Source organism: Chitinophaga sp. 01L420 (assembly GCF_056399985.1).
In genome coordinates this window covers 1-25,598 of record NZ_JBFTSK010000001.1, presented here as the reverse complement: position 1 = coordinate 25,598, position 25,598 = coordinate 1, and the positions used below count along the sequence as shown (strand labels likewise).

The following is a 25,598-nucleotide window of genomic DNA, read 5'->3' as shown; positions in this document are numbered from 1 at the left end:
AAAAAGCCTTACAGGATTCCTGTAAGGCTTTTTCGCAATAATTTATTTATCCTGCACTTTCTTCTTTACAAAAATCATCATACGCCTTCGCTGTCATCAGCTTTTTCACCTCATCAGGAGCATTCATTTTTAATTTGACCATCCAGCCTTTCCCGTATGGGTCTTCATTTACTATTGCAGGTTCGTCCTGTAAACTTTCATTCACCTCGATGACTTCTCCCCCTACAGGTGTAAAAAGTTCAATAACAGCCTTTATTGATTCAACAGTACCAAATGCGTTATAGGTATCAATGATACTATCTTTTTTCGGCAGCTCTACGTATACGATTTCGCCCAATTGTTTTTGGGAATGATATGTAATCCCAATGGTGGCGTTGTTGCCGTTCACAAGCACCCAGGCATGGTCCTGTGAATAACGTAAGTTTTCAGGTGTAGTCATGGTTATGGAGGTTTAGTTATCTTTGAAATGGTAATAGAACGTTTTAGGCCGGATTTTGTTTATAAGTATGTTTTACAATTAATAATTAATTAATGAGATACGAGCAAATACCACCCACACCTGCACTTCAACAGTACGTCCAGTACTTTTGGGTGTTGGAAAATACTTGCCCGGATTTGTCCCCAAAGCATTTTAAAATAATCCCCGATGGGAACCCCGGACTTATCTTTCAGGATAGTAACACCTTCCTGGATGGCAGCGGCCAGAAAATGCCGTCTGTGTTTATATACGGACAAACTACCCAACATACCCAACAAATAGCTATAGGGCCATTCAGATCTGTCGGTGTTTATTTTTATCCGGATGCCATCAGTACTATCTTTGGTATCAATGGCAATGAATTAACAGATCAGCATCTGGATGTAGCCTTGGTAACAGGTATAAACCTTACTGCACAATTGCTAAACGCTGTATCCATTGCTCAAAGCGTAGATGTACTGTCTGCTTTTTTCATCTCCCTGATAAAAAAAAATAAAAGAAAGGAAAATAATAAAGTGAAATATTGTTTATCCAGAATATATGCGGCAAAAGGAAATGTAGTACTTAAAGACTTCCCGCGGGAGCTCTATATTTCTGAAAGTAATTTTGAAAGGTCTTTCAAACAAACGGTAGGTATCTCCCCTAAATTATATACCCGCATTACCCGATTCCAGGCCTCATTAAGCCAGTTGCGCAGTCGTCAATATCAGCAATTGTCGGATATCGCATTCGAAAACAATTACGCCGACCAATCGCATTTTATCCGGGAGTTTAAATCATTTACCGGTATGATACCTCATTATTTCCACCGCCAAACGAATGAAATAGTGGCCAATTTTCCTGAGTTGATAAAATAAAGTTGCCGGTTCTGTTCTATTTTGAGGTGCTACGCCGTCATAGCTTTGTTGGAAAAAGTATATGATAGCAATAACAGGCGCCAATGGAAAATTAGGCATAGCAACGATCTCCCACCTGCTACAACGGATACCACCCACACAGCTCATCGCCGTTGTAAGGGATCCGGCTAAGGTGCCGGAACTTCAAGAGGCTGGTGTGCAGGTACGCAAGGCGAGCTACGATGATAAACATTCATTACAACAGGCGTTGCAAGGTGTACAGCAATTATTGCAGATATCTGCTACCAGTATCGGCGCCACCGGAATTGAACAAGAATATAATGTGGTGATGGCTGCACAGGAACGAGGCGTGCAACGCATTATTTATACCAGCAGCGTTGCTCCTCAGCCTAACGCTTTTTTTCTGCCAACACAGCAGGCGTTGCAAACTGAAAATGCCATCAGGAAAACGGGTATTCCCTATGCTTTTTTCCGCAATAGTCTGTATATGGAAGCGATTCCGGAACTCATTGGTAATGCCCTGGAAGAGGGCGCCATTTACTATCCCGCAGGAAACGGTAAAGTAAGTTTTGTATCCCGGCTGGATATTGCGGCGGCATTAGCGCAGGTGATACTACGTAACGGCCACGAGAGCAAAATATATGAAATCACTGGAGAACAGGCATATAGTTTTCATGACATTGCCGCAATACTGTCTGCGCAGAAGGGAACCATTTTAGATTATGTAGATATCACTGAGGACACCTACCGCAGTGCATTAACGACCTTCCATTTGCCGCCGGAAATCATTAATTTACTGGTCAGCATGGCGGCAGGAATTAAAACAGGTGAATTTTCTCATACAGACGATACACTCGAAATATTATTGCAACGGAAAAGGACTTCCTTAACGGATTATCTCAAAACATATGCTGTTTAAACAAACACATCTTGACGGAATAAAATCCGGGGAAATTTCCCTCGCCTTTCGCAGATGGAAGAGGCTCTCCGTGAAGGAAAACAGCGAAGTAAAGACAGCAGTGGGAGTTGTCCGCATAGGAAAAGTAAGCACTGTTAGTTTAACGGTCATCACGAAAAAAGATGCAATGGCCGCTGGATTTGCACAGTTGGCCGACCTGCTGAAATTATTGCAGTCTGTTCCGGAGGGAGATATTTACAAAATTGAAGTTCGTTATCATGCAGAAGATCCGCGCATATCCCTGCGGGAGCAAACTGTACTGACACCCGAGGATTTTGAGTTACTACGCACTAAGCTGGCCCGGTTAGATCAGTACAGCAAACAAGGCGAATGGACAACCACACTATTAACTATTATCCGTGATCATCCGAAATTAAAGGCGGCGGAACTCGCGGTTAAAACAGGAATGGAAAAGGATTGGCTGAAACTACATGTCAGAAAATTGAAGAACCTGGGATTAACAATCAGTCAGCATCCCGGCTATACGATTTCTCCATTGGGGACTGCATTTTTGGGCAGGTTATAATTACTTGTCCTGCCACTGCATAAATAAGGACTTACTCACTAGTACTTCTCTTTCCTGGGAGCGTTTGAGCTTAATTTTCAGCTTGCCGCTGAAATAGTTTTCGTTTTATTTTTAGTGATGATATAGAAACAGTTAGGATGTAAAACTATAAGTATTTTCTAATGGCCCTTGTAAATTCAATACATTTGATGTAGATTTATAATCAATGAAAAGCAGGGAGCACTACAGCGCTACAATGAAGCGATATTCTCAAAAGTAACCCAATCAATGAAAGGCCCGGTGAACAACAAAATGGCACTATCCAAATCAACACCCATGAACTAGTTTTCCCGTTTACATTAACCCTTCAAAACAGTACAATGAGAAATTATTGTGCCCGTATCTTTTTGTTATTTAACTAATCAACAAATAACTATGACCCTGTTATGAATAGCGCATTAATGATGCCGGCTATCAGCATTTATTTATTGTAAAACCCAAAAAATAAAAACAATGAAAAAAAATCAATTGTTCCGGCTGGCAGCCGCCACGCTGAGTATTGCCTGTATCATGGCTTCCTGCAAAAAAGATCAGGCTACCTCCAACAACAGTGAAAAGATGCCGGTCCCACCGGACAAAATGGTCCAAACTCCTTATGGTATGGTATCTGCTGACGATGTATTTGAAGTAGATGATAAAACTACTGCCAGGATAACAAACGGGCGGCTGCAAAAAGTGGAAATAGCCTCCGGAAAAGTGATCCAGGACATCGGCGCATTATCAAATGAGGAGTTGACCGCCACTGATCCCTATGCGTATGCGGCAAAATTTAAAAGCGCAGCCGGCGCAGGTACTGAACGCATTGCATCGGCTGCTGCTGCTGACGGAACTAACTATCCCGGCTATACGGTATCGGCAGCCGCCAGCAACATCAAATCTTTTTCTACTAACTGGATTGTACCCGATGTGCCACAACAAGCCAGCAGCACTGCTACCACCTTTTTGTGGAATGGTATTTCTCGTGGTTCGCTGCAACCAGTGTTGATGTGGGGCGGGACTGCAGGTGGTGCATTTTATGCCATTGCCAACTGGTATTTTTTGGGAGGTAAGTATTTCCATGGGAAATACGTACGTGTATCTCCAGGCACTGCACTGCAAGGCGTTATTACCTACATATCCAACAATGGTACCGACTGGGTGTATAAGGAATCATTTACCGGGTATCCTGCAGCAGATGTAACGGTAACACGGCCTACAGAGGCCACAGGCGTAATAGAATGCTGGGAAGCATATACCAGCGATCTTACGCAATGGCCCGATGATCCGTTGGTCAGGATGAAGAACATAAAGCTTACTACCCGCACAGGCACACCTCCAGCTACTTTTAACTGGTCAGTTTCCGGTGGACCTATTACCACGCCTTCCGGTAATAACAGCGTAATTGTAAACAGCAGCACCAGCAACGGCGAAATTGATTTCTATTTTTGATGCGGTACAAGTGGTGGTGGTATTATTTCGGGAACTACTTATAAAATTATTTCTGCTACCAATAATACCAGCTAGTGCCGGTGGTGGATACTATAAACCCCGTGGTAGCAACACTTCTAATGCGCAGAAATTTAAATTTGTGCAGCAGTAAAGAAACAATAAACCGGAGGCAATAACAGGCGCCTCCGGTTTATTACAAGGATATTTCAAATAAGCTGGAAGTGCCACCTCTGTAGTGCGCTGGTAGTTCCGGTGCATCGCCGGTAGCGATAATACCCAGGTAATTGAATCCGCAGCTTACATAGTAATCATTCAGTTTGTCGTTGCCACTTCCTGTATCCATCCTGATAAACTCTTTCCCATTTTCTACTGCATAAACTTTAGCCCAGTCCACTATACTTTTCACGTAGCCATTACCCCGGAAATCAGGATGGGTGGCTATACGGTGAATATAAATGGCCGGATCTTTATCTTTTTCTTTCCAGATAAAAGGATCTTCAAATGCAATAGAAAAAACGCATACAATCTGGTTGTCTACTACTATCTTCCACAGTCTTTTTTCACGGATTTCATTTTCTATCAGTGCCCTGTCAAATCCCAGCCAGTGCTTCTGGGCCACTTTTTTCTGCAGGATGGTGCCCGCATCATACAAGCTGAATATGATGTCAATGTCTTCGATGGTGCCGTTGATAATTTTCATGATAAAGTATGAATTTAGCGATGGTAAAATTCAAACTTTAATGCGAATTAAAACAGATTCAGTTTTGTTTATTTATACCAGATCAGATTTGAGATAAGTCTTTATAGAGAAGGTTTAATGTAATATATCTATCTTTATAATATAACAATAACTGACAGATGAAATTAACAATATCAGGATACTCTACTGCATTGTTTTCTACCTGGTATCTTTTAGAAGAGCTGGGTATTTTAATGGATGCAGGTGATGGACTAACAGCCGCATTATTACAGAAGAGCAGGAAAATTAATTATGTATTTATTTCGCATGCCGACCGGGATCACCTGACCGGATTATTGCAACTTAACCAGTTAAATGCACGGGACGGTTTTCCAGTGATCTGCTATCCACGCGATAGCAAATCGTTTCCGGCCATGGAAGAATTCTTAAAAAAATTTGATCCAAATACGACAGGTGTACAATGGAAGGCCGTTGCTCCCGGTGACGAAATATGGGTGAAAGAAGACCTGGTGGTAGTACCTATCCGCAATGAACATGTAACAACCGACAAAGATATAATCAGAAGTCTGAGTTATAAAGTGATGCAGGTAAAACAGAAAGTAAAACCGGAGCTGGCCGGTTTGCCGGCATCGGCACTTAAACAGATTATCATGGACAAAGGCAAGGAAAGCACTACCATGGAGGTAAGGACTAACCTGGTAGGGTATTCCGGCGATACACCCGTAGCAGATCTGCAGCGATGGGATCAGTCGGGCATACTGATACATGAAGCCACGTTTTTGGCCAGTGAAGGAGACGTGAAAGCGATCGCCCATAAAAATAAGCACAGTAAACTGGAAGAAGTAATGGAAATGATCAGTCAGATTTCTGTGCAACAACTCATCCTGGGGCATTTCTCCTCAAGGTATTCAGCGGAACAGATAGATCGCAGCATCAAAGATTTGTGCGGGAAATATGCGATAAATATCCCCGTATTCCGGTTGTTACCCGGACTAACAGTGAAGGATATATTATCCGGGGATCCGGTTAATAAGTAGCGTAGTAGCTGTTTTTAAAGGTGTGTGTTTGTTGCCCGGAATTTCTTTTACGAAAATTTTTTTCATAGGATTTGTTTTTGTGAACTTTTATTTCCTACATTTGCATCCCGCTACAAAAGGTCGGAGACGGGGCGTAGCGTAGCCCGGTATCGCGCCTGCTTTGGGAGCAGGAGGTCGCAGGTTCGAATCCTGCCGCCCCGACTTAGAAAAAAAGCCATACAGTGTGAACTGTATGGCTTTTTTATTCGGCTACATGCTGAAAATATGTTTTCCTCTTTCTGGAAAGTGTATACTCTCTTCGATGGCTGTTTTAAAATCTTCTAGCGCATGCCCCGCGAAAACATTTGAAGTAAAACCGGCAGTCATTTCTGCAATTTCCTTCAGCATGGCAATATCTTCCGGAAGTGGTGGCGTGAAAAAGTAGCGGTACACATGTGGTTGAACCTGGAGACCTTTTAATAGAATGTCGAAATTATGAAGTGTGTATTTCTCCGCACTCATACCACCGTTGATAATTAGTTTGCCGCCAAAGGCAATGCACCGGATCAATTCCCCGGTAACCGGACCGCCGACATTATCAATAATACCATTTACGCCTTTATTGCCGGTAATATCCATGATGCGTTGTATGATATTTTCCTGTTCCGCCGAAAGGTCTATTACCACGGTGGCGCCTAGTGATTCCAATAAATGTGCTTGCTTCACACGACGTACTATGGAAATAACACGTATTCCTAAAAGTTTTGCCAGTTGAGACACCAATATTGATATGGTAGAATTACCAGCAGTCAACACCAGCCACTGTCCTGGCTTAACGTCCGACTGTTTCAACAAGTCCCATGCAGTAATCAGATTTACGAACTGGCAACCTAGTTCAGGGGGATAATCGGCTGGTAAGGGGATCAGCCATTCCGCCGGAACCGCTACATATTCCGCCCAGGAATTGTAATAGCTGAATGCTGCGTGGCTGCCCGGTTGCAGCGATACCTCTTTCCCTACTTTTTCTATAATACCAGCGCCGTGATTGCCCGCAACCTGATGAGGGAATACAGGTTTTTTGGGTTCCGGGTACAGGTTCTGAATAAATAGAAAATCTCCTGGGTTTATTGAGGCTGCGGTTGTCCTGATCAATACTTCGTTATCTTTTATAGCCGGTACTGGCACTTCAGATAATTGGAGTACTTCTTCCGGTGCGCCGATGCGGCTAAATGTTATTGCTTTCATTGCTTTGTTTGTTTGAATAACAATATTACCGGGCATTTCTTATCTTCGATATGTCTTATCTGACAATTACTATGCAAAAATAGACACATGCATTTCGTTATCTATTTACCTTCCGGTTTTTATGCAGCGATAGCCTCCAGTTTGGTAGAAGTATTGCAGGCGATGAATACAGTGAATGAATCGGAAGTTTTTACTTTTGAGTTTGTGTCCAAACATGCACACGCTGTTTCACGTTCTGCTATTTCTTTTAATGCAAGAACAACACCTTCTAAAAAAGCAGATGTGTTGATTTTATTAGCAGGTGCTGGAGCACAGGCTACCCCCGAACACCATTTATTGGCACTGGAGGCAAAACGGGCGGCTCCATTTATTAAGGCCGCACAACGGCACGGCGCCATTATTGCGGCCACCTGCGGAGCCTCTTATCTCCTGGCCGCCAATGGTGTGCTGGATGGGAAGCGGGCTACTATCTCCTGGTGGTTGAAAGGAGAGGTACAACAGCGGTTTCCTGCAGTACGCTGGGAACCTTCCCGAATTGTAGTGAAACAGGACAATATTTATACTTCCGGCGGAGGCTTTGCCGGGTTGGAATTGATTAGCAGCCTGCTAACAGACCTCGGTTTTGCAAAGCAGCTGAAACGTGTACGGAAAATAATGGTACTCCCGCCTGCGCGCGAATTTCAAAGCCCTTATGAGATTCCGGCTACCGAGATGATTGGCAGCTTTGAAAAACAACTCACCAAACTGCTAAAAGATAATATGGAGATCCTCAGTCTGGATTTTCTATCCGGGCAAATGGGTATGTCTTCCCGGACGTTATCACGCAAGTTCCGGGAAGAATTGGATACCAGTCCGGGTAAATGGATCCAGGAAAAACGAATGGAAATAGCGAAGAAATTATTGGGAGAAACTAAACTCAGTATTTCCGAAATCTGCTACCGGGTAGGGTATGAGGATTTGGCTTCCTTCTCACGCTTGTTTTCTAATATTACTGGCATGCCGCCAGGGGAATTCCGCAGGGAAACAGGGAGATGAGTGATAGCTGACTTTTCTGTTCAATATATTTCACGCGCTTAGTGCTGGCAACCAACGGATACATTACAGGTCAAACAATAAAAATGTTAATAGTGGCTGCTATATGAGTTAGTTGTACTGTACCTGTGATCTTTTGTTTAAATTTAGGCGTAGGGTGATTTTATCATTCCTGATAAGCCCTTTACACTAACTTTACCCGTAGCTATATCATGAAGCGTACATCATCGTTTGGGGGAAGTATAACGAAAGCACTGAAAACAAATTAAGCGTTAAATGAGCCAACAACTAAGAGCACATATCGAAGAAATAGTACAGCTAACGAACGATGAGTTTGAATATGTTCTGTCCCACTTTTCGTATAGGAAGTTTCTGAAAAATCAGTATGTCATACAAAATGGCGACTACGCCAGATATGATTATTTTGTAATAAGCGGCTTGTTGAAATCCTGGGATATTGACGATAAAGGAAAAACCCATATTATACTTTTTGCAACGGAAAATTGGTGGATTTCAGACCCTTCAGCTTTTTATGGCCAAACCCTGGCCACTTTGAATGTGGACTGTCTTGAAAACAGCGAAACACTTTATATCTCATTGGAAAACAAGGAAAAGCTTTGTCTGGAAATGCGAAAAATGGAGTATTTCTTTCGTAAAAAAACAACTTCAGGGTATATCGCCTTGCAAAAACGAATCTTGTCGCTCATTAGCTTCAATGCGAAGCAACGCTTTGAGTACCTGATACAGCAATATCCAGACCTTTTACAACGGGTTCCCAAAAATTTGATCGCCTCTTATTTAGGCATTTCGAGAGAAACCTTGAGCAGGCTAACGTCCCAAAGCGCGTGATATTTATCACGCTCGTTTTGTGATCTACTTCCTTTAATGCTTCTTCTTCCAAACTGAATTTTGTAGAAATAAAATTCAGATTAATGATAGAGCAAGCAACATCAAAAAAGATACCTTCGGCTATTTGGGCTTTAACTTTTTGCATATTCGGGTTTGGAACAGCAGAATTTGTTGTTGTAGGGTTGTTACCCTCCATTGCATCCGATTTATCCGTCCCGCTTTCTTCAACGGGTCTATTGGTTACCATGTACGCATTGGGCATTGCCATAGGAGGTCCCCTATTTACGGCACTTACAGGAAGCATAGAACGTAAAAAACTGCTGATACTGACGCTCCTTTCCTTTGTTTTTGGAAATATGATCGCTTTTTTTGCAAAAGACATTTCAATGCTACTCATGAGCAGGGTAATCACTGGTGCTGCCAATGGTTTGTTTTTAGCACACGCAGTGGTGGTGGCCAGCAATATGGTTGCAGACAACAAGAAAGCAACCGCCATATCATTGGTTTTTTCGGGGCTAATGATTTCTACAGTTGTAGGCGCTCCCCTGGGAACTTATATTGGTACTCATTATGGTTGGAGCAACACTTTTTTGGCAATTATCATTTGGGCTATTGTAGGGTTAGTAACGCTTGGCATTGTATTACCGCAACAGCCTAAACCAACGGCTGCATTAAGGTTAAGGGACATTCCTGATGTATTCAGAAGTTCCTCCGTCCTGATCGTATTGTTGTCTAATATTTTTGCCTATACAGGGACTTTTGTTTTGTTCACTTACTTATCGCCTATATTAAAAAGTATCACGGGCTTTTCCGGAAACGCCATTAATCTTGTTTTATTGATATTTGGAGTTGGGGTAGCTATAGGAAATTTTGCCGGAGGACGGTTATCTGATCGTAAGCCGTCGAGAACTTTGGTGTACCTATTCCTTTTCCACGCCATTGTATTATTCCTTTTGTCATTTGTATTGGATAGTAAGCTTTTTGTTATTGCGCTTGTATTGATGTTGGGATTTCTGGCGTACGGAAATGTCCCTGCATTGCAACTGCTGGTAGTGCAGCTATCGGAAAAAAACAAGCCGGGAAGTGGTGGCATTGCATCTGCTGTAAACGTGTCTGCATTTAATATTGGAGTGACTTTTGGGTCACTGGTGGGAGGAATCGTTGTGAACAGATTCTCCCTACATGCCATGCCTTGGGTGGGCGGAGTTTTCGTATTAGTAGCATTGCTTTTGGGGATTTGGAATTATCAGAGAAACAAGGCTACTGAACGCTGATTAAGTCTGGGATAAGAAAGTTCGAAATGTGTCCAGTTGCCCCGACCAGACTGGACAGGATAGCATTTATGCTATCCTGTCCTTTTTTATTTCCGCTTGTAATGCTGACTGCTGCCAAATCGTTTGTTAGCGGTCCGTTGGTCATTTTTCGTCATTTACATATTCCAGGATGTCACCTGGTTGGCAGTCTAATGCTTTACAAATTGCGTCTAATGTGCTAAAACGAATTGCTTTTGCCTTCCCTGTCTTTAAGATTGAAAGGTTAGATAATGTCAAATCAACTCTTTCAGAAAGTTCATTTAGAGAAATTTTTCGCTTTGCCATCATCACGTCTAGGTTTACAATAATTGGCATAGCTTAAATTGTTAAGTCATTTTCGGATTTCATATCTATGGCATTTTGCAATATTTTTTCAAATATTGCTGCAGCAGTTGCTATTACGACAGACACAAAAGTAGTCACAATACAAATGGCAAGAAAACCCGCAGGGTCGTCTTCTTTATTGTGGGATATCCTTATATATAGTCCTGCTATTACAATTAAAACACTTAGTACGATTGCACAATACTTTATGCTCTTTAAAGCCTTAACAGAGCTTGATGAGAATACTTTATTTTGTCCGATATATCCAAGTAATCTGAACGCCTTGTATAGCGCAACAAAAAAAGCGATGGATGCTGCATATCCATACAAGATGAACGGGTCAGCGTAAATGCTAAACAAATCTAAGTTTGCGGCTCTTCCTTCGCTTAAGGGAAGTCGAATCAAAATGGCAAGTGCTACCATGCCGATAAGCACGATGACTGCCTGAAGAAATATTATTGAAATTCTTTTCATAATGATTTTATGAATTTTGGATGGCGTTGTAAAAATAATAAATATTTATTGATAAACAATAAATATTTAGCGTTTTTGAGAAATGGTGGAAAAGTTATCTTCCTTGTCTCTAAATATAACTTTTAAGATATAGGGCATTAGGCACCCCCATCATTATAGTCAGCATTACCTCTTTATTATGTAGACTCCGTCGAGCTTATACCTGGCACAGGCATAGGACATATAGAAGCCGTGCAGGAGAGGTGGACTTGATGCGGGGATGACGTTCAGAACTGGCCATAGTAGCGTAACTATAGCAGGCTCTGGCTGATAAAAAAGATGTACTGTTTAAAGGAAGCAGGTATAAGGGGCTTATTCATCAAAATGGGGCAAAATAGCTTGATTCCAGTTGAATGACAGATGGATATGCCTGTGGATCGATCAGTTTGGGTGGCAATGTATAAATCCGTCAATACTTAACATCAACAGCATCACGCCAGGTGATAGATTTTTTTCGGGAGGATTTGATATAAAAGACAAGCCTTACAGCTTGTTTGGAAAAATGATTTTGAGTTAAAATTGTAGTCAATCGTGAAAGTCGTTTTGTCTCGTTATCGTTCATTTTTTTGTCTGACTGTTATTTGTTTTATATTGTATTTTAGATGCTGGGAAAGAGCATTGTTAGACAATGTCATGTTATCCAGATGAAAAGAAAAATATGAAAAGAGCCCCAATTTCAATCTTTCAGGTAGCTGTTTGTTTGGTATTTTTAATGGGAACGCTGTTGGCGTGTAATCCATTCCCCAAAAAGGATACACATCCAGAATTGCCTTTCCTTGCGGATCTTGTAAAAGATACTACGAAATTTATAAAGGTGCTCGGTGTGGAACATCTCTCCGAAGTGGATTTCTTAAAGGACGACAGGATATTATTGAAGCCAGACGACAGCCATCTTCCATTTAAAATTATCGACACTCACGGAACAGTGATCATTGAGAAAACCTTTGACTGGAAATTGCCATTTTATCTTGACAAGCAGGGAGGTTTGTACTTCAATAGAGAAAAGTATGATTATCCAGACTATAAAAAACATGACTACTTTAAAACAGTTGTTTTTAAAGATAGTATTGATAAAAAATCTGAGGCTTTGGGTCCACAGTTTGCAGACAGCATAAAGTTTAAGATGCTTGATGACTATGAAATTAAGCTATTGGAACCTTATGGGTTGAAGCCATGTGAGTACCAGGTGGTACACAAAGAAAGATGTGATGTTTTTGAAGTAAAGAATAACGTATTGCTCGTAAGACAAGATGACCTGTATAAAAATGACTTCACTAAATTACCAGCAGCGCTGGAAACATTCGATGACGATATATTGGTCCGGTGGCAAAATGGGAGGATAGCTTCCCCTGTTTATTTGGTATATTATCAGGTTGCTAAATATAAGTTTAAGTGCGAGGATATGACGCAACCTAAAATGATTGAGTTAAAAGGCCAAAATTATTTGTTCAGCTATTCCCTGGGACTTTTTTTAATCAAATAGTATATGGAAGAACTGGAATCATGCCAGCGCTTTAGTTACCTTGTTTAGATATAAAACGCAATAAAAAAACTGGCAGCCCAGAGGCTACCCGTCAACTTACCGCATACCGCGCTTGGTTTTATGACACTACTATTTCAACCGGGATATTATTCCGGATGGCCTTTGAATACGGGCAGGTAGCATGTGCTGTTGTAACGATCTGCCGGGCTATTTCTTCTTCTATTCCTGGTAATTCAACGTATAGGCGTGCCTGTAAGCTATATGCTCCATCTGTGTTCATGAGATCTACTTCAGCATTTACAGCAGTATTTTCCGGGAGCTTAATGCGCAGTGCATGCGCTGCAAGGCCCATGGCGCCTATGAAACAGGCGGACCATCCTGCAGCAAACAGCTGTTCCGGATTCGTGCCTTTTCCGCTGCCAGGTGCCCCCAGTTTAATATTAAGCTGATTGTCGGTACTGCTGGAACTGCCTTCGCGACCGCCTGTAGTGCGGGTTTTGCCGGTGTATAGTATTTTCGTGGTGGTGGTATTGGTATTCATAATAAATGTTTTTTATTTATAAAATAGATTAATTACTTAAGTGACGCTGCTTCGATAATAGCCTGGGCAAAGCGTTCCGGTGCTTCGCCAGGAAGATTATGCCCCGCTCCCGGTATTACGTAATGGCGATGTATACCCACAAATTTCTTTTTGTATGCCTGACCATCGGTGGCTTTGGCGATGCCGTCTGCATCTCCATCGAGTGTAATGGTGGGGATGTTGATAACGGGACCCTCTGCGAGCCTGGCTTCCAGCGTATCATAAGCAGGATCGCCATCAGCAATACCCAGCAGCCAGCGGTAGTTGTGGATCACCACATTTGTATAGTCCGCATTGCTGAAAGAGCCGGCATATTCCTTGAAAGTGCTGTCGTCGAATTTCCATGCCGGAGAGTTGAATTTCCAGATAAGCCTGGCGAGTTCTTCCCGGTTCTGTTCCAATCCTTCCCTGCCTCTTTCGGTAGCGAAATAGAATTGATACCACCAGCTCCATTCTGCCTGTGGGGGTAATGGCTGTTTATTTTTCTCGCGGTTATTGATCAGATATCCATTTACGCATACCATCGCCTGTACTCTTTCCGGCCATAAGGCGGCCATGATGTTGGCGGTGCGGGTGCCCCAGTCGTATCCGCCCAGTATTGCTTTTTTTATGTGCAAGGCATCCATCAGTGCGATGATATCGAGAGCTACTACCGCCTGTTGGCCATTCCGCATGGTGTCCGGAGAAAGGAACGTTGTAGTGCCATGGCCACGCAGATGCGGTACGATGACGCGAAATCCTTTCGCTGCCAGTTGCGGCGCCACGGCTTCATAGCTGTGTATGTCGTAAGGCCAGCCATGGAGAAGTATTACAGGCGTACCATCTGTTGGTCCCATCTCCACATAACCTATGTTGAGTACGCCGGCATTGATTTGTTTTATCGGTTTAAACGGAATGCTAATGCTGGTGCTTTTACTTTTCTCTGTGGCAGTCATAGCGCCAAGGGAACGAAAGGGTAAACCCAGTGCGCCTAATGCCAGTGTGCCCATTCCCAGGAAGTGACGGCGATCGTATGTTTTGGACGGTTTCATGTCAGTAATTATTTGTTGGTGGAGAAGTGTTGAAGATCTGCTCTGGTAGCTGCGATGATCTGACCATTGCTTTCTTTTTGTATAAACCCGATCAGCTCCCAGTTTTGCGTATTAAAGTCAGCCGGAACAGGCAGCAATGCAGTGGTTGTTTTCCTGATATCTACAGTCGTCAGTGATTGCACTATCTGAACATGAGAAAGCTTTCTGCCAGCGTTTTCACCAGCTCTTACATTGCTTTGTCCGTTCTTTTGTACAAGCGCGAGTAGTAGCCTGGTATTTTTTTGTGGAGAAGATAATTGCCAGGTAACTTCCATTTGTTGCGCGGCCATCTTCGTTTGCAGGGAAAAGTTATCCGGAGTTTCCTGTGTAAAAGCTTTGCTGATAGCTTGTGTTACGCCGCCAACATCGGAGCCTACAAATTCACTGCCGCCATTGATGACCATCTGAGGAGTATATATGTTGGGGAGGTGTAGCCAGCTGGCGTATTGTTGTTGTCTTTCAGAAAAGATATGCTGACTGAAGCTGTCGCGCCATCCCTGGTGATCCCAGTAATCTACGTGGAAGGCCAGTAGATAGAGTGGTTTGCCCTGACTTTCTTTTTCAAGTCTTGCCAGCAATTCATCTGCAGGCGGACAGCTGGAGCAGCCTTCAGAGGTAAAGAGTTCTACTACTGCAAATCCTTTGGTGCTGTCGGCATTTACCAGCGGGGTGGAATTGTTTCCGTATAAAGTATTACAGGAACCTATCAATGTGCTGAAGCAAAGCATTCCTATGCTGAAAGCGGATACGATCAATGATTTCATGTGTGATGATTTTAGATGGATGATGGAAGATCTCCGGGATACCATGCCGGATCCTGGGTGGTAATGAATGTGGTTCTGGCGGCAGCGTTGTTTTCCGTAGCTGCGTTTCCGCTATATGTCCGTATTGAATAATCGGGCTGTTGTCCATTTGCCAGTGGATGCATATCTACTGTTTCCACGCTGAGCAGTTCCCCATTGATATAGCTGCCAAACCAGAGTTTGTTATCCTGCTCACGGTAGGTAACCAGTGTATATTGTTCTGCCGGTTGGTGCGTGGCCAGGTGATTGGTATGATAGCCCACAGCTGCTTTGTTGCCGTACAGTATGGCAACAGATCCTGCTTTTTCATTGATGATGGCGGTGATCACATGCAGACCGCTATCATTGAACACATAAGGCCTGATGGCAGGAAGATCTTTTTTAGCGGTGGAGCATCCTGTGAATGCGGTGGCCGCAATGATCATGAAGAGTATAACGCGCATGGCTATATTAGTTTAAGGTAGACAGATCGAAAATACCACCGGTTTTGTTGGCTGCGCGGTGGCAGGAAGCGCAGGATTTGAAGGTCATGAGGGTGCCGTATGGCTTAAGGTTCGGTGTTTCAAACTTAGCATAGCCCCAGCCATCGGTATCTCTATATAGTGCTTTGTTTCTAACCATGTACTGTATATTCAGGAACTTGCCCGGGTGTATATTACCTTCATTATCTATGTTTTTGTCCCATACTACTTTAGCGATAACGGCACCATCAGGCCATGGGTGGATATTATTTTCCTTTATAGCCTGCATGGCAACCGGGTTGGCGAACATCACGCGCATGGTGGTATTGTCGAACCGGGAAGTGGTACTCATTACCTGCCACTGGCGGAATTCCGGCATATAGCGGATGCCATTCGCCGATACCGGAAGTTGTGGAGTGGATACAGCCGGGTTTTTCCATTGTTGCGCCGCTGCAGCGGCTTTAGTGGTATCGGGAACAACCTTTGCGCGCCTGGTGTTGAGATAGTTGCGGAGGCCGGATAGTTCCGCCGGCGTGACTTTCGCATTGCTATGCAGCGCGGCATAGGAAGGCAACGGCATATTACCGGAGTTGATCATATTATATGCTTCCCAGAGTGCAGATTCCTGTTCTGTTTTTGATAATTTATCCCACTCGGAAAAGTTCAGATGCTTGCGGGCGGTGAGTATATCTTCTTTTACCAACCCGGCCACAACAGGTAATCTATCGAACCATTTCAGGTTGGAAGTGTTGGAATGGCAGTCGTAGCAGGCACGTTGCAGCATTTGTTTCACCTCTGCAGGTACCTGTATTTCCCCGGTTACCGGAGGGTTGTCTGCCACAGGAGTGGTGAAGGATGCCACTGCAACTACTACCGCAAGTACTACTGCGGAGATGGTGATTGTTTTTAGCCGGTTTGAAAATTTCATGTTTTGAAGTATTATGACACAAAGAGACAGTATCCCGGGTGCCCCTGAAAACAGAATACCCTGTAATCGGCAAAATCGGGGGTGACCCGGACAGATCGGAACCTGAACAGCATCCGCTTTATTTGGCTTAAAAGCGGCCATTTTCCGGCCTGACCATGTCGGGGTGGATTATGTCCGGTTCAGGGTGTTAAACGCCAGATACGGTCTTGTTTTTTGCCCTTGTTGTACAAATACTTTTATCTTTGGTCTGCTATGAAAAAAAGACAAGCCTTTAAGATTTCAGGCCGTATTATATGGTTAAGCTCTCTCTTCTTAGGGGTGATTGTATCATTGCCCAACCTGATACAGCATCAGTATAATATCTATGAGGTGATCGCCAATTCGCTGATTACATTCGTATTCTCCCTGTTTGTATGGTATTATAATATGAAAACCTTACCAGTATATACTTCACATGAAGTGGCCAGGGGATTTTCGCTCTATCCCCTGATTAAAAATCTGCTGGTCGGTCTGGTGGTGATGTTCCTGCTGTCGTATATACAGCAGCTGATATTAACGCATATTAACTTCGGGCCGGTAATGCTGATGTTTGAAGTGAGAGGGGTATTGATTAACCTGACCTTTTATATGTTTATTCATATGCTGTATCAGACCTATCAGAACCAGCGGGTGAGCATAGAGCTGGAGCGTACCCGGATGGATAACCTGGCGGCTCAGTATGAATTATTACGGCAACAGGTAAATCCGCATTTTTTATTTAATACACTCAATACACTCAAATATATGGTGGAGAGTGAAGATGAGCATAGTGTTGATTTTATCCTGAAGCTGTCTGATTTTTACCGTTTTACGCTGGAGAACAGGAAGCTGGACCTGATACACTTATCTGAGGAGTTGAAAATTCTGGAAGCTTATATTTTTTTGCTCAAAGCGCGTTTTGAAGAAGGGTTTGAAGTGAATATCCGGGTGGAAGAAAGTTTGCAGAAATCCATGATTCCACCTTTTACGCTACAGTTGCTGGTGGAGAATTGTATTAAGCATAATGTGGTAGCACCCAATAAGCCGTTGCATGTGGAGGTCTATTCAGAGAATGATTTTATTGTGGTGAAGAATAATGTACAACCTAAAATCACGCCTGAAGCATCTACAGGTATTGGGCTGGAGAATATTAACGAACGGTATAATCATCTGTTAAACAGGAATATTGATATATGTCCTGAAACATCAACCTTTACTGTAAAATTACCGGTAATCAATGAAGATCATCATTATTGAAGATGAAGTTAAAGCGGCCAAATCGTTATCAGGACTGATTGCCAAAATTAAACCTGATGCAAGTGTGGATGCTATGTTGAATAGTATTGAGCAGGCAGTGGCCTATTTATCTGCGAATGAACCGCCGGACCTGATATTCATGGATGTACAGTTGTCAGATGGCTTGTGTTTTGAAATATTCAAGATGGTGAAGATCTCTTCTCCTGTGATTTTCTGTACTGCTTTTGGGGAGTATTCCATGGATGCCATTAAATCAAACGGTGTGGATTATCTGCTGAAACCCTTTTCTGCTGGTGACCTGGAAGCTGCTTTTAAAAAGATGGACAATTTCAGGGATTTCTTTCAGCAGCGTAAGCAGTCCGACTGGGAGGAGCTGATCAAGAGACTGGACAAGAATGAAGGTAAAACCAGTTTCCTCGTATTTCATAATAACAAGTATATCACCGTACGTACAGATCAGATCGCGTATTTGTACATCAAATATGATTCACCTTATATGGTTACTTTCCAGCAGCAGAAATACATTATTCCGCAAACGCTGGAGCAGATACAGTCACAGCTTTCTTCCAAACAGTTTTATCGGCTGAACAGGCAGTATCTGGTGAACTTTGATGCCATTAAAGAGGTAGAACATTACTCTGCACGAAAGCTGGCATTGCATCTAAGCGTTCCTACCGATGAACCGCTGGTGGTAGGAAAAGAAAAAATTACTCATTTTCTGCAATGGATGGAGAATCGTTGAAGGAAGACATGGGGTTATAATTATATGAACACATGACTTTTGAGGAACCCGAAATATTTTTCATGTTCGATTTCAAAAATCTCACGGCCTTTTAACTCATATGCTCTGAGTAAGTGATCCATGGCTTTATCCGGGTTGTCAGTTTCGTAAAATATCTCACCCAACCTTAAATGTATAAAAGCATTTTTATGTCCATCTGGAGCATGTAGTGCTTTGGAAAAGTTTTCACCGGCTACTTTATATGCTTTCATTAAAAAGTAGATATCTCCGATACTGGCATACAGCCACAGCGATACCGCCCAATCCGTTTTAGGAAACGGTACCAGGTCAAGCGCCATTTTGAACTTTTTTAACGCGCCTTCATAATCATTCGCATCTGAAAGCAGATCTCCTGCTGTGGATAAAGCAGTAATTTCCCCATAAAGTACATCATCCATTCTAACGTCCTCCATAAATCATATTTGATGTAGTAATGAATTTTGTCCGGCGTCATTTATCGCTGCCGATTGTTTTTGCAAGACAAAAATCCGGATATTATGGACGCCCGTTTTTAACAAAAGCTAAAAAATGGTATTTAGATGTTGCTTCTTATACGGCTAAGTGTAATCTGTGACATGCCAAGGAAGGAGGCTATTTGTCCCAGGGAGGCCCTCTGCAGTACATCGGGCTGGTTGGTTACTAACTTCTGGTATCTTTCCAAAGCGCTGTCAAATTGCAGGGAGAGCGTTCTTTCTTCCAGTTCAACAAAGTATTTCTCCAGCAGGATTCTGCCGAGCCGGTTTATGTTTGGATAGGTCTTGTACAACGCTTGTAGTTCTGCGTAGCTAATTCTAAGTAGGGCAGCATCTTCTAAGATCTCAATAGTTTCGTTGCTTTTTCTTTTAGTGATTAAAGAATACATGCAGGTAACGATATCGTTTTCCCTGGCAAACGAGGTCGTAACATTTTTCCCATCCTTTGTAAGAAAGGCTCTGGCAAACCCTTTTTCAATGAAATAGATATATTCGCAACTATGTCCTTGTTTAAGGAGAATCGTATTTTTTCTGCATGGAAGCGGGATCAGTTTACTGTTAATGGCCTGAGCCTCTTCGTCAGTTAAGTCGGCGACCTCTTTAAGCCAGGCCTGTACTTCTTGCATAGTGGGTGCTCGTTTTTTGTGCCTGCCGCCTGTGGCTGGCAGTTTAGTCATTGTGTTTAGTTAAATATATATCCGAAGATAATATTAATGATGGAAGAAGTTTTCAGCTCCAGCTAATCAAACAAAAAGGCCCGCCATAGGCGGACCTTTTTGTTTGATTAGCTGTTCTTTATTTTAAAATACCTCGATTAGCAAAATTCATCAAATGCAGCTATTAAATCATTGGCAAGTGATGCCGCATCGCGTCCTTCAATCCTGTGTTTAGGAACGAAGTAAACCAGTTCCTTGTCTTTAAAAAGGGCAATGGAAGGAGAAGATGGTGGAATGTCTGCTATATGACTGCGGAATCTTGCAGTAGCCTCAAGATCCTGTCCGGCAAATACGCTGGCAACCGTATTTGGCTTCTTGCTATGTTCCATTGCCTGTCTGACTCCCGGCCGGGCTGAGCCAGCCGCACATCCACAAACACTGTTAATGACAATCATGGTAACACCGTCTTTGTTCATTACTTCATCAACGGCTTGAGGAGTGGTTAATTCCTGAACGCCCACGGTAATTAATTCGTCTCTGAAGGGTTTTACTAATAAAGGGGAATAAGGCATGATATATTATTTTGAGGTGAATAAATACGACTGAAAACTTCCCATTTAACAACATGCCAAAGAAAAGGTTCAAAATTTGTTGGCGGATCTTTTCCGCGATTTTATATCCTCTCGTAACAGGCTATTTTTTTTTCCGGTGTAGTACATTTTTCTTACATTCATCTGACCAATGATCACATCGCCCCTATGCAATTCTCTCCTTCCCATATATTGAAACCCTACGTGCAAGGCTACTGGGTGTTTACTACGGAAAAGGATATGATAGACCAAACATTTTTCCCCAGTGGATATATTGACTTTGCCGTCAATATTTCCGGAAGTATGGCCAGTACCATTATCAATGGGCGACCCATTGATGTGCCCAAAGTAGAGGTGCTGGGCCAACTGACGGTACCTACCCGACTCTCCGCCACGAAGGGTACAACGATACTCATAGCCAGGATTCGTCCCTATGCCAATGCACTCTTTTTCCCTAACCCCATTGCAGAGTTTACCAATGATTCGGTAGACCTGGAAGGTCTTCTAGGAAAGGAGTCCGGCGAATTCTATGACAGGCTGATTCATGCGGGGACCATAGCGCAGCAAGTGAGGGAGTTGGAGCTTTTCCTGATTCAACGATTACATAAAAGCAGGAAGTTGAATAATAAGATCACCATGCTTGAGCGGATATGCAGTCATATCAGCACAGAAGGGGAATTATTTAATATTAAATACTTATCTGATAAATACGGCTTTTCCGAACGATATATTCAGAAACTGTTTCTCGATAATGTGGGCCTTACGCCGAGGGCGTTCTTCCAGATTCAGCGGTTCAATAAAAGTCTGCAGCTGATTCAGTCCGGGGATATATCGCTTACTACCATTGCATACGACTGTGGCTATTTCGACCAGGCGCATTTTATAAAGGAGTTCAAAAGATTTACAGGGCTAACACCCTCCGCCATTCGTTCTGGCGGGTGATGGAGCCCTGCAAAAAAGCCCGTTTGGCAGGAGATCATACTATTTAGGTTGACTGCTGTTAAACATGTCTCTGAACATCTTCCAGCCGTCTTTGGTCTTTTTCCAGATCACAATATATTTGCCTTCACCCAGCATTTTTCCATTGGCATCAAATACCTGTGTGAGACCTTCTTCTGTTACATATTCTTCTCCATCGCCATAAACATCAAGGGTAATAATTTTTCCGTCTCTGGAGCCGGCGGCATACACACCATCAAAGAATTTTGCAAGTCCTTCCCGTCCGCAGAAGGCAGGTGCACCGGGCATTAATAAACAGGCATCTTCTGTATACAGGCTCAGAATAGATCCATCATTTTTGGCAAACAAGCTGAAGTGAACAGCATTGGCCTTTGCAATGGCTTTTTTGGCATCATCCAGACTGGTATGCTGCTGTGACTGTGCCATACCGTTAAGAGAGCATATGGCCATGATAAACAGGAGCACGGGGAGGGCTGATTTCATAAGTTTAGTTTGTTTCTTACAAATATCATAACTGCCAGACACCTGGAATTGTAAGAAAACGAACAAAATAGTAAATGTTGAAAATGAATCAGTACAGCTGGTTATGCAATATCCTTTTGATCATTTGTATGGTAGAGCGACTCACCTGCCCTTTGTATTTTTGGAGAATGCTGGTCTCACTGGCATTGCTACTTAGTTCGCTGGCCACCCGCAGCCATTTGCCCAGGAATTCCGAATTGGGGGTACGGTAGCGCATCAGTCTCCGGACGGTTTCAATAATAACTTTGCTAACAGTGCCTTCGTGTAACTCAAAAACTTCATTGTTATTAAGTCCCAGCTTGATATCATCTACAATCCGGGAGTAATCCTGCAGGTATTTTTCATTGGCTTCCATCACTTGTAACATGGGGTTGTTGCTAAAAGTGATGTCATTATACTTACGAGGCTGTTTTTGTAACCCTTGCAGGGCATAGTTTCTGGCTACATTATCGCAGATGATCAGGTCGTCTTTACTTAATTCAAACCATTCTCCTTTTACACGTTTATGCTGAAACAGGATATGCAGACTTTCTTCCAGGTCGGTCATGTTTAATGCTGCATATTGCCGGATAACACGGAACATAACGGGCAAGTGTGTATGATAAGCCGCTAACCGCTTATGCAGGTCCTGCGTCTTGCCAATCTTATACAGGTTCTTTCCTGTATTCAGAATGTACACACATTTACCGACTTGTACTTGCTCCATGAGGTGGTTTTCGCGCTTGTTAAATGAGAATTAAGATATCAATTTACGACTATGATTATTATATACAAAATTGAAGAATGATGGTAAATGATAATTTGAGTCGGGACAGATGTTAATTAGTGGCTGTTATGGCCGTGTTGGCATCATCTGCAATGATACGATGATCGGCTACTTTACGCAACCCGGAACTTGCTGAAATCAGGAATATCCGCTTTATTTTAGAACCGCAAGAACCGGGTTACTATCCATTATAGCTGCCCGTAATTTTGAATCTGTTAGTGAATTAAAACAATTGAAAAACTAAACATTCAAATTATGGGAACGCTCGAAAAAACAAAAGAAGAAATCAACAAAGCGATTGTAGGACGCTGGTTTACCAATTTCTGGGGTGACACCTGTGACCTGTCAATTGTAGAAGAACTGGCCGCGCCAGATATGCTGTTGCAGTATTCGCTGCACGAACCCAGGAAAGGACATGAAGATATCAAAGCTTTTATGACTGATTTCCGCGCCGCTTTCCCGGATCTTAATTTCTGGGGCGCAGCAGACCTTATCGCTGAAGGCGATTATGTGGTGGGTCGTTGGGAAGGTGGAGGTACGCATACAGGGCCCGCTTTCAGTGATTTTTTAGCAGGGTCTTTACCTGCGGCTACCGGGAGAAAGATGCACTTTACCGGAACCACTGTACTTAAAATAGAGAACGGTAAAATTGTAGCCGAAATAGGGCTGGATGATGGCGTTACTGCCTTGCAGCAATTAGGGCTGCTTAAAACAGTTAAATAACAGAAGGCAGGTGTCTCCTATGGAATGGAGACACCTGCTCTTGTTAATAGATTTTGTTTGCCCCCTGCGGGATCTCAAATGTTTTCTATATTTCTGCAGGTAAAATATCGGCCTTCTCTGCCCACGTAGAACCAGGGTAAGTAGCTATCAGCTTGTTCCAGTAAGGCACTATATCCCTGAAATCTTTCCGGTTGGCAAAGAACGATGCCACACCGGCCCAGTACATGGCTTCCTGATCCAGCACCGGGTATTCCGCTGCGATGGTGAGATGACTTAATAACTCCAATGCTTCTGTATGTTTTCCCTTACGCATTAACATGGCTCCACGGCCGATAGATAGTTCTATGATAAACTGTTTGGGCGAATGATATCCTGCTACGTTACGCACTACTGCACCATCCGGTGAGTATATGTATAGTGCCGGTGTCCATTGCAGCGCATTGGGCAGATAGGTTTTGGAAAATTCCCTGCTTATTTTGCTGGCATGATATTTCACCAGCACATAATGCTGATCCAGGTATTCCTGTACGGATGCATCTTCATAGGTGATCGCATCCATCCGCTCACAACCTTTACAGTTGGTGTTCCAGAAATCTATCAACACCGGTTTTTGTGTGGCCCGTGCCAGTTCAAAAGCATTGTCTACATCTGCTTCGGTAAATTTTTTTATGGCTGTTTCCATGATCTGATTTTTTATTTGTCAAAGGTAGGTCGTCATCATTCATGAGTGAAATGAATAGTTTTCGTATTTTTAATTAAAAATATTCATGATTATAAGCAACGACCTGCTCCTGGTGCAACGTATTGTGGAACATGGATCTCTCACCAAAGCCGCCGATAGCTTGTTTCTTACGCAATCAGCATTAAGTCACCAGCTAAAAGACCTGGAGAACAGAACGGGCCTGCCCGTTTTTGAACGGGTAAATAAGAAGCTCCTGCTCACGCATGCAGGAAGACGCATCATGGAAAGTGCCGGCGCGATCCTGCCGCAACTGTCGCGCTTAAATGAGGATATACACGCATTTAAAAAAGGCAAGGTATCCAGCCTGCGTATCAGCACGGAATGTTATACCTGTTATCATTGGTTGCCGGAAATTATTACCCGCTTAAAATCCCGGATAGAACAGGTGGAAATATCGATTGTAGCGGGGGCTACACAAAGACCGCTGGAGTACCTGTTGAACGGAGAACTGGACCTGGCGATTATTTCAGAGAAACCGGATCATCCGGCTATCTATACCACCAATTTATTTTCAGATAACCTGGTGGTGGTGTTACCGCGGGCTCATCCCTATACGCGTACAAAAACAGCGCTCACGGCTGCTGATTTTGCTACAGAAGACCTGCTGATATATGATGGTTATGGCACGCATAACCATTTTTCGAAAGAGTTTTTCCGGGAAACGGGACCGAAAAGCATTACCCGTATTCAGCTGACAGAGGCCATCGTTGAAATGATCAATGCGGGTATGGGGATTGGCATTTTCGCCACCTGGGTAATTGCTCCTTACCTGAAAAGTAAGGATATCGTGACCCTGCCGTTGAAATCACCTCTCAAAAAGAGGGTGTGGAGGGCGGCCAGCCTGAATAAGAGCCATCCGCTGATACCTTTGTTTGTATCTGCAGTGAAGGAGTATTTTCAATAAGTTGCTTAACTATTATCCGATTGTGAGAGTTTTTTATCTCTATTTCTTTGAAAATGCCACAGCGCCGATTGTGAGATCGTGAGATCGGCGCTGTATAACGAGAACTTCGTGAACAGGGCAGGATTCGAACCTACAATACTATACAATCATTGCCAGTGTGCTCGTCAGGTTAGCCACCTGTGTGGGTAGAAATGCAGGAAAATCGCCACACCACTGGATAATTGGATCTGCATTAACTATATAGTGCGGTCCCAGTCCGCAACCTGTTCATCATATTGAGTTTGGATCCCGGTGAGCTGGCATGGATACCATCTGATTCCGGTACACATAGCACCGGCATACACACAGGTATGTTCCAGATGAATGCTGCCAACCAGGTGTAGGAGCAGGAAAGGGTTTTCACTAACTCCATTATTGATATCGGGGTGTATATTATTGCATCGGCTATTTAAAGTTATTTTGAGTCAAAGGATATGTTATTTTATTTTAGAGGCCTTCTGATTTAACAAATCTGTTATAAAAAGGTTCGAAATGTATATTGTCAATATTGAAATAAAATACCCTCCTGAAGGAGGGTGTTTTATAATTAGGATACCTTATAAG

30 protein-coding genes and 1 tRNA gene are annotated in these 25,598 nt (G+C 43.0%); 15 read left to right on the top strand and 16 right to left on the bottom strand.

Features of this window, described 5'->3' with window-relative positions; all coding sequences use genetic code 11:
* Positions 1-46: 46 nt before the first annotated feature.
* Positions 47-439: a glycine cleavage system protein GcvH gene (gene gcvH, locus AC1DP6_RS00155; protein ID WP_477053070.1), complete on the bottom strand. Its 393-nt coding sequence runs from the start codon at positions 437-439 to the stop codon at positions 47-49.
* Positions 440-531: 92 nt separating this feature from the next.
* Here gcvH and AC1DP6_RS00150 point away from each other — a divergent pair, with 92 nt between their 5' ends.
* The 4 genes from AC1DP6_RS00150 (at position 532) to AC1DP6_RS00135 (ending at position 4,286) form a co-directional block, all read left to right on the top strand.
* Complete coding sequence (locus AC1DP6_RS00150; RefSeq protein WP_477053069.1) at positions 532-1,335, top strand: DUF6597 domain-containing transcriptional factor; 804 nt, start codon at positions 532-534, stop codon at positions 1,333-1,335.
* Between the two features lie 61 nt (positions 1,336-1,396).
* Positions 1,397-2,254 (top strand): SDR family oxidoreductase, encoded by an 858-nt coding sequence (locus AC1DP6_RS00145; protein WP_477053068.1) that lies wholly within the window; start codon positions 1,397-1,399, stop codon positions 2,252-2,254.
* Positions 2,244-2,819, top strand: a complete 576-nt coding sequence (locus AC1DP6_RS00140) for an ASCH domain-containing protein (protein WP_477053067.1) — start codon at positions 2,244-2,246, stop codon at positions 2,817-2,819. The genes AC1DP6_RS00145 and AC1DP6_RS00140 overlap by 11 nt, the downstream gene beginning before the upstream one ends.
* A gap of 492 nt (positions 2,820-3,311) precedes the next feature.
* A complete protein-coding gene (locus AC1DP6_RS00135; RefSeq protein ID WP_477053066.1) occupies positions 3,312-4,286 on the top strand; it encodes a hypothetical protein in 975 nt (324 codons plus the stop codon).
* 193 nt (positions 4,287-4,479) lie between these two features.
* Here the strand turns inward: AC1DP6_RS00135 and AC1DP6_RS00130 are convergent, their stop codons facing one another.
* On the bottom strand, positions 4,480-4,986 hold the full coding sequence (locus AC1DP6_RS00130) for a GNAT family N-acetyltransferase (RefSeq protein WP_477053065.1): 507 nt from the start codon (positions 4,984-4,986) through the stop codon (positions 4,480-4,482).
* Positions 4,987-5,144: 158 nt separating this feature from the next.
* Here AC1DP6_RS00130 and AC1DP6_RS00125 point away from each other — a divergent pair, with 158 nt between their 5' ends.
* Both AC1DP6_RS00125 and AC1DP6_RS00120 read left to right on the top strand, forming a co-directional pair.
* Positions 5,145-6,023 carry an MBL fold metallo-hydrolase gene (locus AC1DP6_RS00125; RefSeq protein ID WP_477053064.1) on the top strand — a complete coding sequence of 293 codons (879 nt, stop codon included), beginning with the start codon at positions 5,145-5,147 and terminating at the stop codon, positions 6,021-6,023.
* Between the two features lie 127 nt (positions 6,024-6,150).
* A tRNA-Pro gene (locus AC1DP6_RS00120) sits at positions 6,151-6,224 on the top strand.
* A gap of 48 nt (positions 6,225-6,272) precedes the next feature.
* On the opposite strand, the gene AC1DP6_RS00115 is transcribed toward AC1DP6_RS00120, so the two are convergent.
* A complete protein-coding gene (locus AC1DP6_RS00115) occupies positions 6,273-7,247 on the bottom strand; it encodes a quinone oxidoreductase family protein (protein ID WP_477053063.1) in 975 nt (324 codons plus the stop codon).
* Positions 7,248-7,334: 87 nt separating this feature from the next.
* On the opposite strand from AC1DP6_RS00115, the gene AC1DP6_RS00110 reads away from it, so the two are divergent.
* The 3 genes from AC1DP6_RS00110 to AC1DP6_RS00100 all read left to right on the top strand — a co-directional run bounded on the left by AC1DP6_RS00110 (position 7,335) and on the right by AC1DP6_RS00100 (position 10,402).
* The gene (locus AC1DP6_RS00110; protein ID WP_477053062.1) at positions 7,335-8,282 is read left to right on the top strand and encodes a GlxA family transcriptional regulator; all 948 of its coding nucleotides are present in this window, start codon (positions 7,335-7,337) and stop codon (positions 8,280-8,282) included.
* 273 nt (positions 8,283-8,555) lie between these two features.
* On the top strand, positions 8,556-9,128 hold the full coding sequence (locus AC1DP6_RS00105; RefSeq protein ID WP_477053061.1) for a Crp/Fnr family transcriptional regulator: 573 nt from the start codon (positions 8,556-8,558) through the stop codon (positions 9,126-9,128).
* Positions 9,129-9,211: 83 nt separating this feature from the next.
* Complete coding sequence (locus tag AC1DP6_RS00100; protein WP_477053060.1) at positions 9,212-10,402, top strand: MFS transporter; 1,191 nt, start codon at positions 9,212-9,214, stop codon at positions 10,400-10,402.
* A gap of 141 nt (positions 10,403-10,543) precedes the next feature.
* Here AC1DP6_RS00100 and AC1DP6_RS00095 read toward each other — a convergent pair whose 3' ends face one another.
* A complete protein-coding gene (locus AC1DP6_RS00095) occupies positions 10,544-10,756 on the bottom strand; it encodes a helix-turn-helix domain-containing protein (protein WP_477023254.1) in 213 nt (70 codons plus the stop codon).
* 3 nt (positions 10,757-10,759) lie between these two features.
* Entirely contained in the window at positions 10,760-11,239 is a 480-nt protein-coding gene (locus AC1DP6_RS00090; protein ID WP_477053059.1) for a DUF2975 domain-containing protein, read from the bottom strand.
* Between the two features lie 697 nt (positions 11,240-11,936).
* Here AC1DP6_RS00090 and AC1DP6_RS00085 point away from each other — a divergent pair.
* Complete coding sequence (locus AC1DP6_RS00085) at positions 11,937-12,761, top strand: hypothetical protein (protein ID WP_477053058.1); 825 nt, start codon at positions 11,937-11,939, stop codon at positions 12,759-12,761.
* Between the two features lie 118 nt (positions 12,762-12,879).
* On the opposite strand, the gene AC1DP6_RS00080 is transcribed toward AC1DP6_RS00085, so the two are convergent.
* The 5 genes from AC1DP6_RS00080 to AC1DP6_RS00060 are packed head-to-tail and all read right to left on the bottom strand — an operon-like array spanning position 12,880 to position 16,603.
* Positions 12,880-13,302, bottom strand: a complete 423-nt coding sequence (locus AC1DP6_RS00080; protein WP_477053057.1) for an organic hydroperoxide resistance protein — start codon at positions 13,300-13,302, stop codon at positions 12,880-12,882.
* A gap of 32 nt (positions 13,303-13,334) precedes the next feature.
* Positions 13,335-14,372 (bottom strand): alpha/beta fold hydrolase, encoded by a 1,038-nt coding sequence (locus AC1DP6_RS00075; RefSeq protein ID WP_477053056.1) that lies wholly within the window; start codon positions 14,370-14,372, stop codon positions 13,335-13,337.
* 8 nt (positions 14,373-14,380) lie between these two features.
* Positions 14,381-15,175 (bottom strand): DUF1223 domain-containing protein, encoded by a 795-nt coding sequence (locus tag AC1DP6_RS00070; protein WP_477053055.1) that lies wholly within the window; start codon positions 15,173-15,175, stop codon positions 14,381-14,383.
* Between the two features lie 11 nt (positions 15,176-15,186).
* Positions 15,187-15,657, bottom strand: a complete 471-nt coding sequence (locus AC1DP6_RS00065; protein ID WP_477053054.1) for a hypothetical protein — start codon at positions 15,655-15,657, stop codon at positions 15,187-15,189.
* A gap of 7 nt (positions 15,658-15,664) precedes the next feature.
* Positions 15,665-16,603 (bottom strand): heme-binding domain-containing protein, encoded by a 939-nt coding sequence (locus AC1DP6_RS00060; protein ID WP_477053053.1) that lies wholly within the window; start codon positions 16,601-16,603, stop codon positions 15,665-15,667.
* 252 nt (positions 16,604-16,855) lie between these two features.
* On the opposite strand from AC1DP6_RS00060, the gene AC1DP6_RS00055 reads away from it, so the two are divergent.
* Both AC1DP6_RS00055 and AC1DP6_RS00050 read left to right on the top strand, forming a co-directional pair.
* Positions 16,856-17,878 carry a sensor histidine kinase gene (locus tag AC1DP6_RS00055; protein WP_477053052.1) on the top strand — a complete coding sequence of 341 codons (1,023 nt, stop codon included), beginning with the start codon at positions 16,856-16,858 and terminating at the stop codon, positions 17,876-17,878.
* A complete protein-coding gene (locus tag AC1DP6_RS00050; protein WP_477053051.1) occupies positions 17,859-18,620 on the top strand; it encodes a LytR/AlgR family response regulator transcription factor in 762 nt (253 codons plus the stop codon). The genes AC1DP6_RS00055 and AC1DP6_RS00050 overlap by 20 nt, the downstream gene beginning before the upstream one ends.
* Positions 18,621-18,640: 20 nt before the next feature.
* On the opposite strand, the gene AC1DP6_RS00045 is transcribed toward AC1DP6_RS00050, so the two are convergent.
* The 3 genes from AC1DP6_RS00045 to AC1DP6_RS00035 form a co-directional block, all read right to left on the bottom strand.
* A complete protein-coding gene (locus AC1DP6_RS00045; protein ID WP_477053050.1) occupies positions 18,641-19,072 on the bottom strand; it encodes a tetratricopeptide repeat protein in 432 nt (143 codons plus the stop codon).
* 122 nt (positions 19,073-19,194) lie between these two features.
* On the bottom strand, positions 19,195-19,758 hold the full coding sequence (locus AC1DP6_RS00040; RefSeq protein ID WP_477053049.1) for a Crp/Fnr family transcriptional regulator: 564 nt from the start codon (positions 19,756-19,758) through the stop codon (positions 19,195-19,197).
* Positions 19,759-19,946: 188 nt separating this feature from the next.
* Positions 19,947-20,360, bottom strand: a complete 414-nt coding sequence (locus AC1DP6_RS00035; RefSeq protein WP_477053048.1) for a BrxA/BrxB family bacilliredoxin — start codon at positions 20,358-20,360, stop codon at positions 19,947-19,949.
* 186 nt (positions 20,361-20,546) lie between these two features.
* On the opposite strand from AC1DP6_RS00035, the gene AC1DP6_RS00030 reads away from it, so the two are divergent.
* Positions 20,547-21,320, top strand: a complete 774-nt coding sequence (locus tag AC1DP6_RS00030) for a helix-turn-helix domain-containing protein (RefSeq protein WP_477053047.1) — start codon at positions 20,547-20,549, stop codon at positions 21,318-21,320.
* 39 nt (positions 21,321-21,359) lie between these two features.
* On the opposite strand, the gene AC1DP6_RS00025 is transcribed toward AC1DP6_RS00030, so the two are convergent.
* Together AC1DP6_RS00025 and AC1DP6_RS00020 are read right to left on the bottom strand one after the other, a co-directional pair.
* Positions 21,360-21,821, bottom strand: coding sequence for a YybH family protein (locus AC1DP6_RS00025; RefSeq protein WP_477053046.1), 462 nt, complete (start codon positions 21,819-21,821; stop codon positions 21,360-21,362).
* An 88-nt stretch (positions 21,822-21,909) separates the two neighbouring features.
* Positions 21,910-22,566: a GIY-YIG nuclease family protein gene (locus AC1DP6_RS00020; RefSeq protein WP_477023239.1), complete on the bottom strand. Its 657-nt coding sequence runs from the start codon at positions 22,564-22,566 to the stop codon at positions 21,910-21,912.
* Positions 22,567-22,881: 315 nt separating this feature from the next.
* On the opposite strand from AC1DP6_RS00020, the gene AC1DP6_RS00015 reads away from it, so the two are divergent.
* A complete protein-coding gene (locus AC1DP6_RS00015) occupies positions 22,882-23,349 on the top strand; it encodes an ester cyclase (protein WP_477053045.1) in 468 nt (155 codons plus the stop codon).
* A gap of 85 nt (positions 23,350-23,434) precedes the next feature.
* Here the strand turns inward: AC1DP6_RS00015 and AC1DP6_RS00010 are convergent, their stop codons facing one another.
* Positions 23,435-24,031: a thioredoxin fold domain-containing protein gene (locus AC1DP6_RS00010; protein WP_477053044.1), complete on the bottom strand. Its 597-nt coding sequence runs from the start codon at positions 24,029-24,031 to the stop codon at positions 23,435-23,437.
* An 85-nt stretch (positions 24,032-24,116) separates the two neighbouring features.
* On the opposite strand from AC1DP6_RS00010, the gene AC1DP6_RS00005 reads away from it, so the two are divergent.
* Positions 24,117-24,995, top strand: coding sequence for a LysR family transcriptional regulator (locus AC1DP6_RS00005; protein WP_477053043.1), 879 nt, complete (start codon positions 24,117-24,119; stop codon positions 24,993-24,995).
* Positions 24,996-25,598: the final 603 nt, after the last annotated feature.

Bases quoted from the DNA above. Each gene is read 5' to 3' on its own strand.
- gcvH (WP_477053070.1), bottom strand. From the start codon at position 439: ATGACTACACCTGAAAACTTACGTTATTCACAGGACCATGCCTGGGTG.
- AC1DP6_RS00150 (WP_477053069.1), top strand. From the start codon at position 532: ATGAGATACGAGCAAATACCACCCACACCTGCACTTCAACAGTACGTC.
- AC1DP6_RS00145 (WP_477053068.1), top strand. From the start codon at position 1,397: ATGATAGCAATAACAGGCGCCAATGGAAAATTAGGCATAGCAACGATC.
- AC1DP6_RS00140 (WP_477053067.1), top strand. From the start codon at position 2,244: ATGCTGTTTAAACAAACACATCTTGACGGAATAAAATCCGGGGAAATT.
- AC1DP6_RS00135 (WP_477053066.1), top strand. From the start codon at position 3,312: ATGAAAAAAAATCAATTGTTCCGGCTGGCAGCCGCCACGCTGAGTATT.
- AC1DP6_RS00130 (WP_477053065.1), bottom strand. From the start codon at position 4,986: ATGAAAATTATCAACGGCACCATCGAAGACATTGACATCATATTCAGC.
- AC1DP6_RS00125 (WP_477053064.1), top strand. From the start codon at position 5,145: ATGAAATTAACAATATCAGGATACTCTACTGCATTGTTTTCTACCTGG.
- AC1DP6_RS00115 (WP_477053063.1), bottom strand. From the start codon at position 7,247: ATGAAAGCAATAACATTTAGCCGCATCGGCGCACCGGAAGAAGTACTC.
- AC1DP6_RS00110 (WP_477053062.1), top strand. From the start codon at position 7,335: ATGCATTTCGTTATCTATTTACCTTCCGGTTTTTATGCAGCGATAGCC.
- AC1DP6_RS00105 (WP_477053061.1), top strand. From the start codon at position 8,556: ATGAGCCAACAACTAAGAGCACATATCGAAGAAATAGTACAGCTAACG.
- AC1DP6_RS00100 (WP_477053060.1), top strand. From the start codon at position 9,212: ATGATAGAGCAAGCAACATCAAAAAAGATACCTTCGGCTATTTGGGCT.
- AC1DP6_RS00095 (WP_477023254.1), bottom strand. From the start codon at position 10,756: ATGCCAATTATTGTAAACCTAGACGTGATGATGGCAAAGCGAAAAATT.
- AC1DP6_RS00090 (WP_477053059.1), bottom strand. From the start codon at position 11,239: ATGAAAAGAATTTCAATAATATTTCTTCAGGCAGTCATCGTGCTTATC.
- AC1DP6_RS00085 (WP_477053058.1), top strand. From the start codon at position 11,937: ATGAAAAGAGCCCCAATTTCAATCTTTCAGGTAGCTGTTTGTTTGGTA.
- AC1DP6_RS00080 (WP_477053057.1), bottom strand. From the start codon at position 13,302: ATGAATACCAATACCACCACCACGAAAATACTATACACCGGCAAAACC.
- AC1DP6_RS00075 (WP_477053056.1), bottom strand. From the start codon at position 14,372: ATGAAACCGTCCAAAACATACGATCGCCGTCACTTCCTGGGAATGGGC.
- AC1DP6_RS00070 (WP_477053055.1), bottom strand. From the start codon at position 15,175: ATGAAATCATTGATCGTATCCGCTTTCAGCATAGGAATGCTTTGCTTC.
- AC1DP6_RS00065 (WP_477053054.1), bottom strand. From the start codon at position 15,657: ATGCGCGTTATACTCTTCATGATCATTGCGGCCACCGCATTCACAGGA.
- AC1DP6_RS00060 (WP_477053053.1), bottom strand. From the start codon at position 16,603: ATGAAATTTTCAAACCGGCTAAAAACAATCACCATCTCCGCAGTAGTA.
- AC1DP6_RS00055 (WP_477053052.1), top strand. From the start codon at position 16,856: ATGAAAAAAAGACAAGCCTTTAAGATTTCAGGCCGTATTATATGGTTA.
- AC1DP6_RS00050 (WP_477053051.1), top strand. From the start codon at position 17,859: ATGAAGATCATCATTATTGAAGATGAAGTTAAAGCGGCCAAATCGTTA.
- AC1DP6_RS00045 (WP_477053050.1), bottom strand. From the start codon at position 19,072: ATGGAGGACGTTAGAATGGATGATGTACTTTATGGGGAAATTACTGCT.
- AC1DP6_RS00040 (WP_477053049.1), bottom strand. From the start codon at position 19,758: ATGCAAGAAGTACAGGCCTGGCTTAAAGAGGTCGCCGACTTAACTGAC.
- AC1DP6_RS00035 (WP_477053048.1), bottom strand. From the start codon at position 20,360: ATGCCTTATTCCCCTTTATTAGTAAAACCCTTCAGAGACGAATTAATT.
- AC1DP6_RS00030 (WP_477053047.1), top strand. From the start codon at position 20,547: ATGCAATTCTCTCCTTCCCATATATTGAAACCCTACGTGCAAGGCTAC.
- AC1DP6_RS00025 (WP_477053046.1), bottom strand. From the start codon at position 21,821: ATGAAATCAGCCCTCCCCGTGCTCCTGTTTATCATGGCCATATGCTCT.
- AC1DP6_RS00020 (WP_477023239.1), bottom strand. From the start codon at position 22,566: ATGGAGCAAGTACAAGTCGGTAAATGTGTGTACATTCTGAATACAGGA.
- AC1DP6_RS00015 (WP_477053045.1), top strand. From the start codon at position 22,882: ATGGGAACGCTCGAAAAAACAAAAGAAGAAATCAACAAAGCGATTGTA.
- AC1DP6_RS00010 (WP_477053044.1), bottom strand. From the start codon at position 24,031: ATGGAAACAGCCATAAAAAAATTTACCGAAGCAGATGTAGACAATGCT.
- AC1DP6_RS00005 (WP_477053043.1), top strand. From the start codon at position 24,117: ATGATTATAAGCAACGACCTGCTCCTGGTGCAACGTATTGTGGAACAT.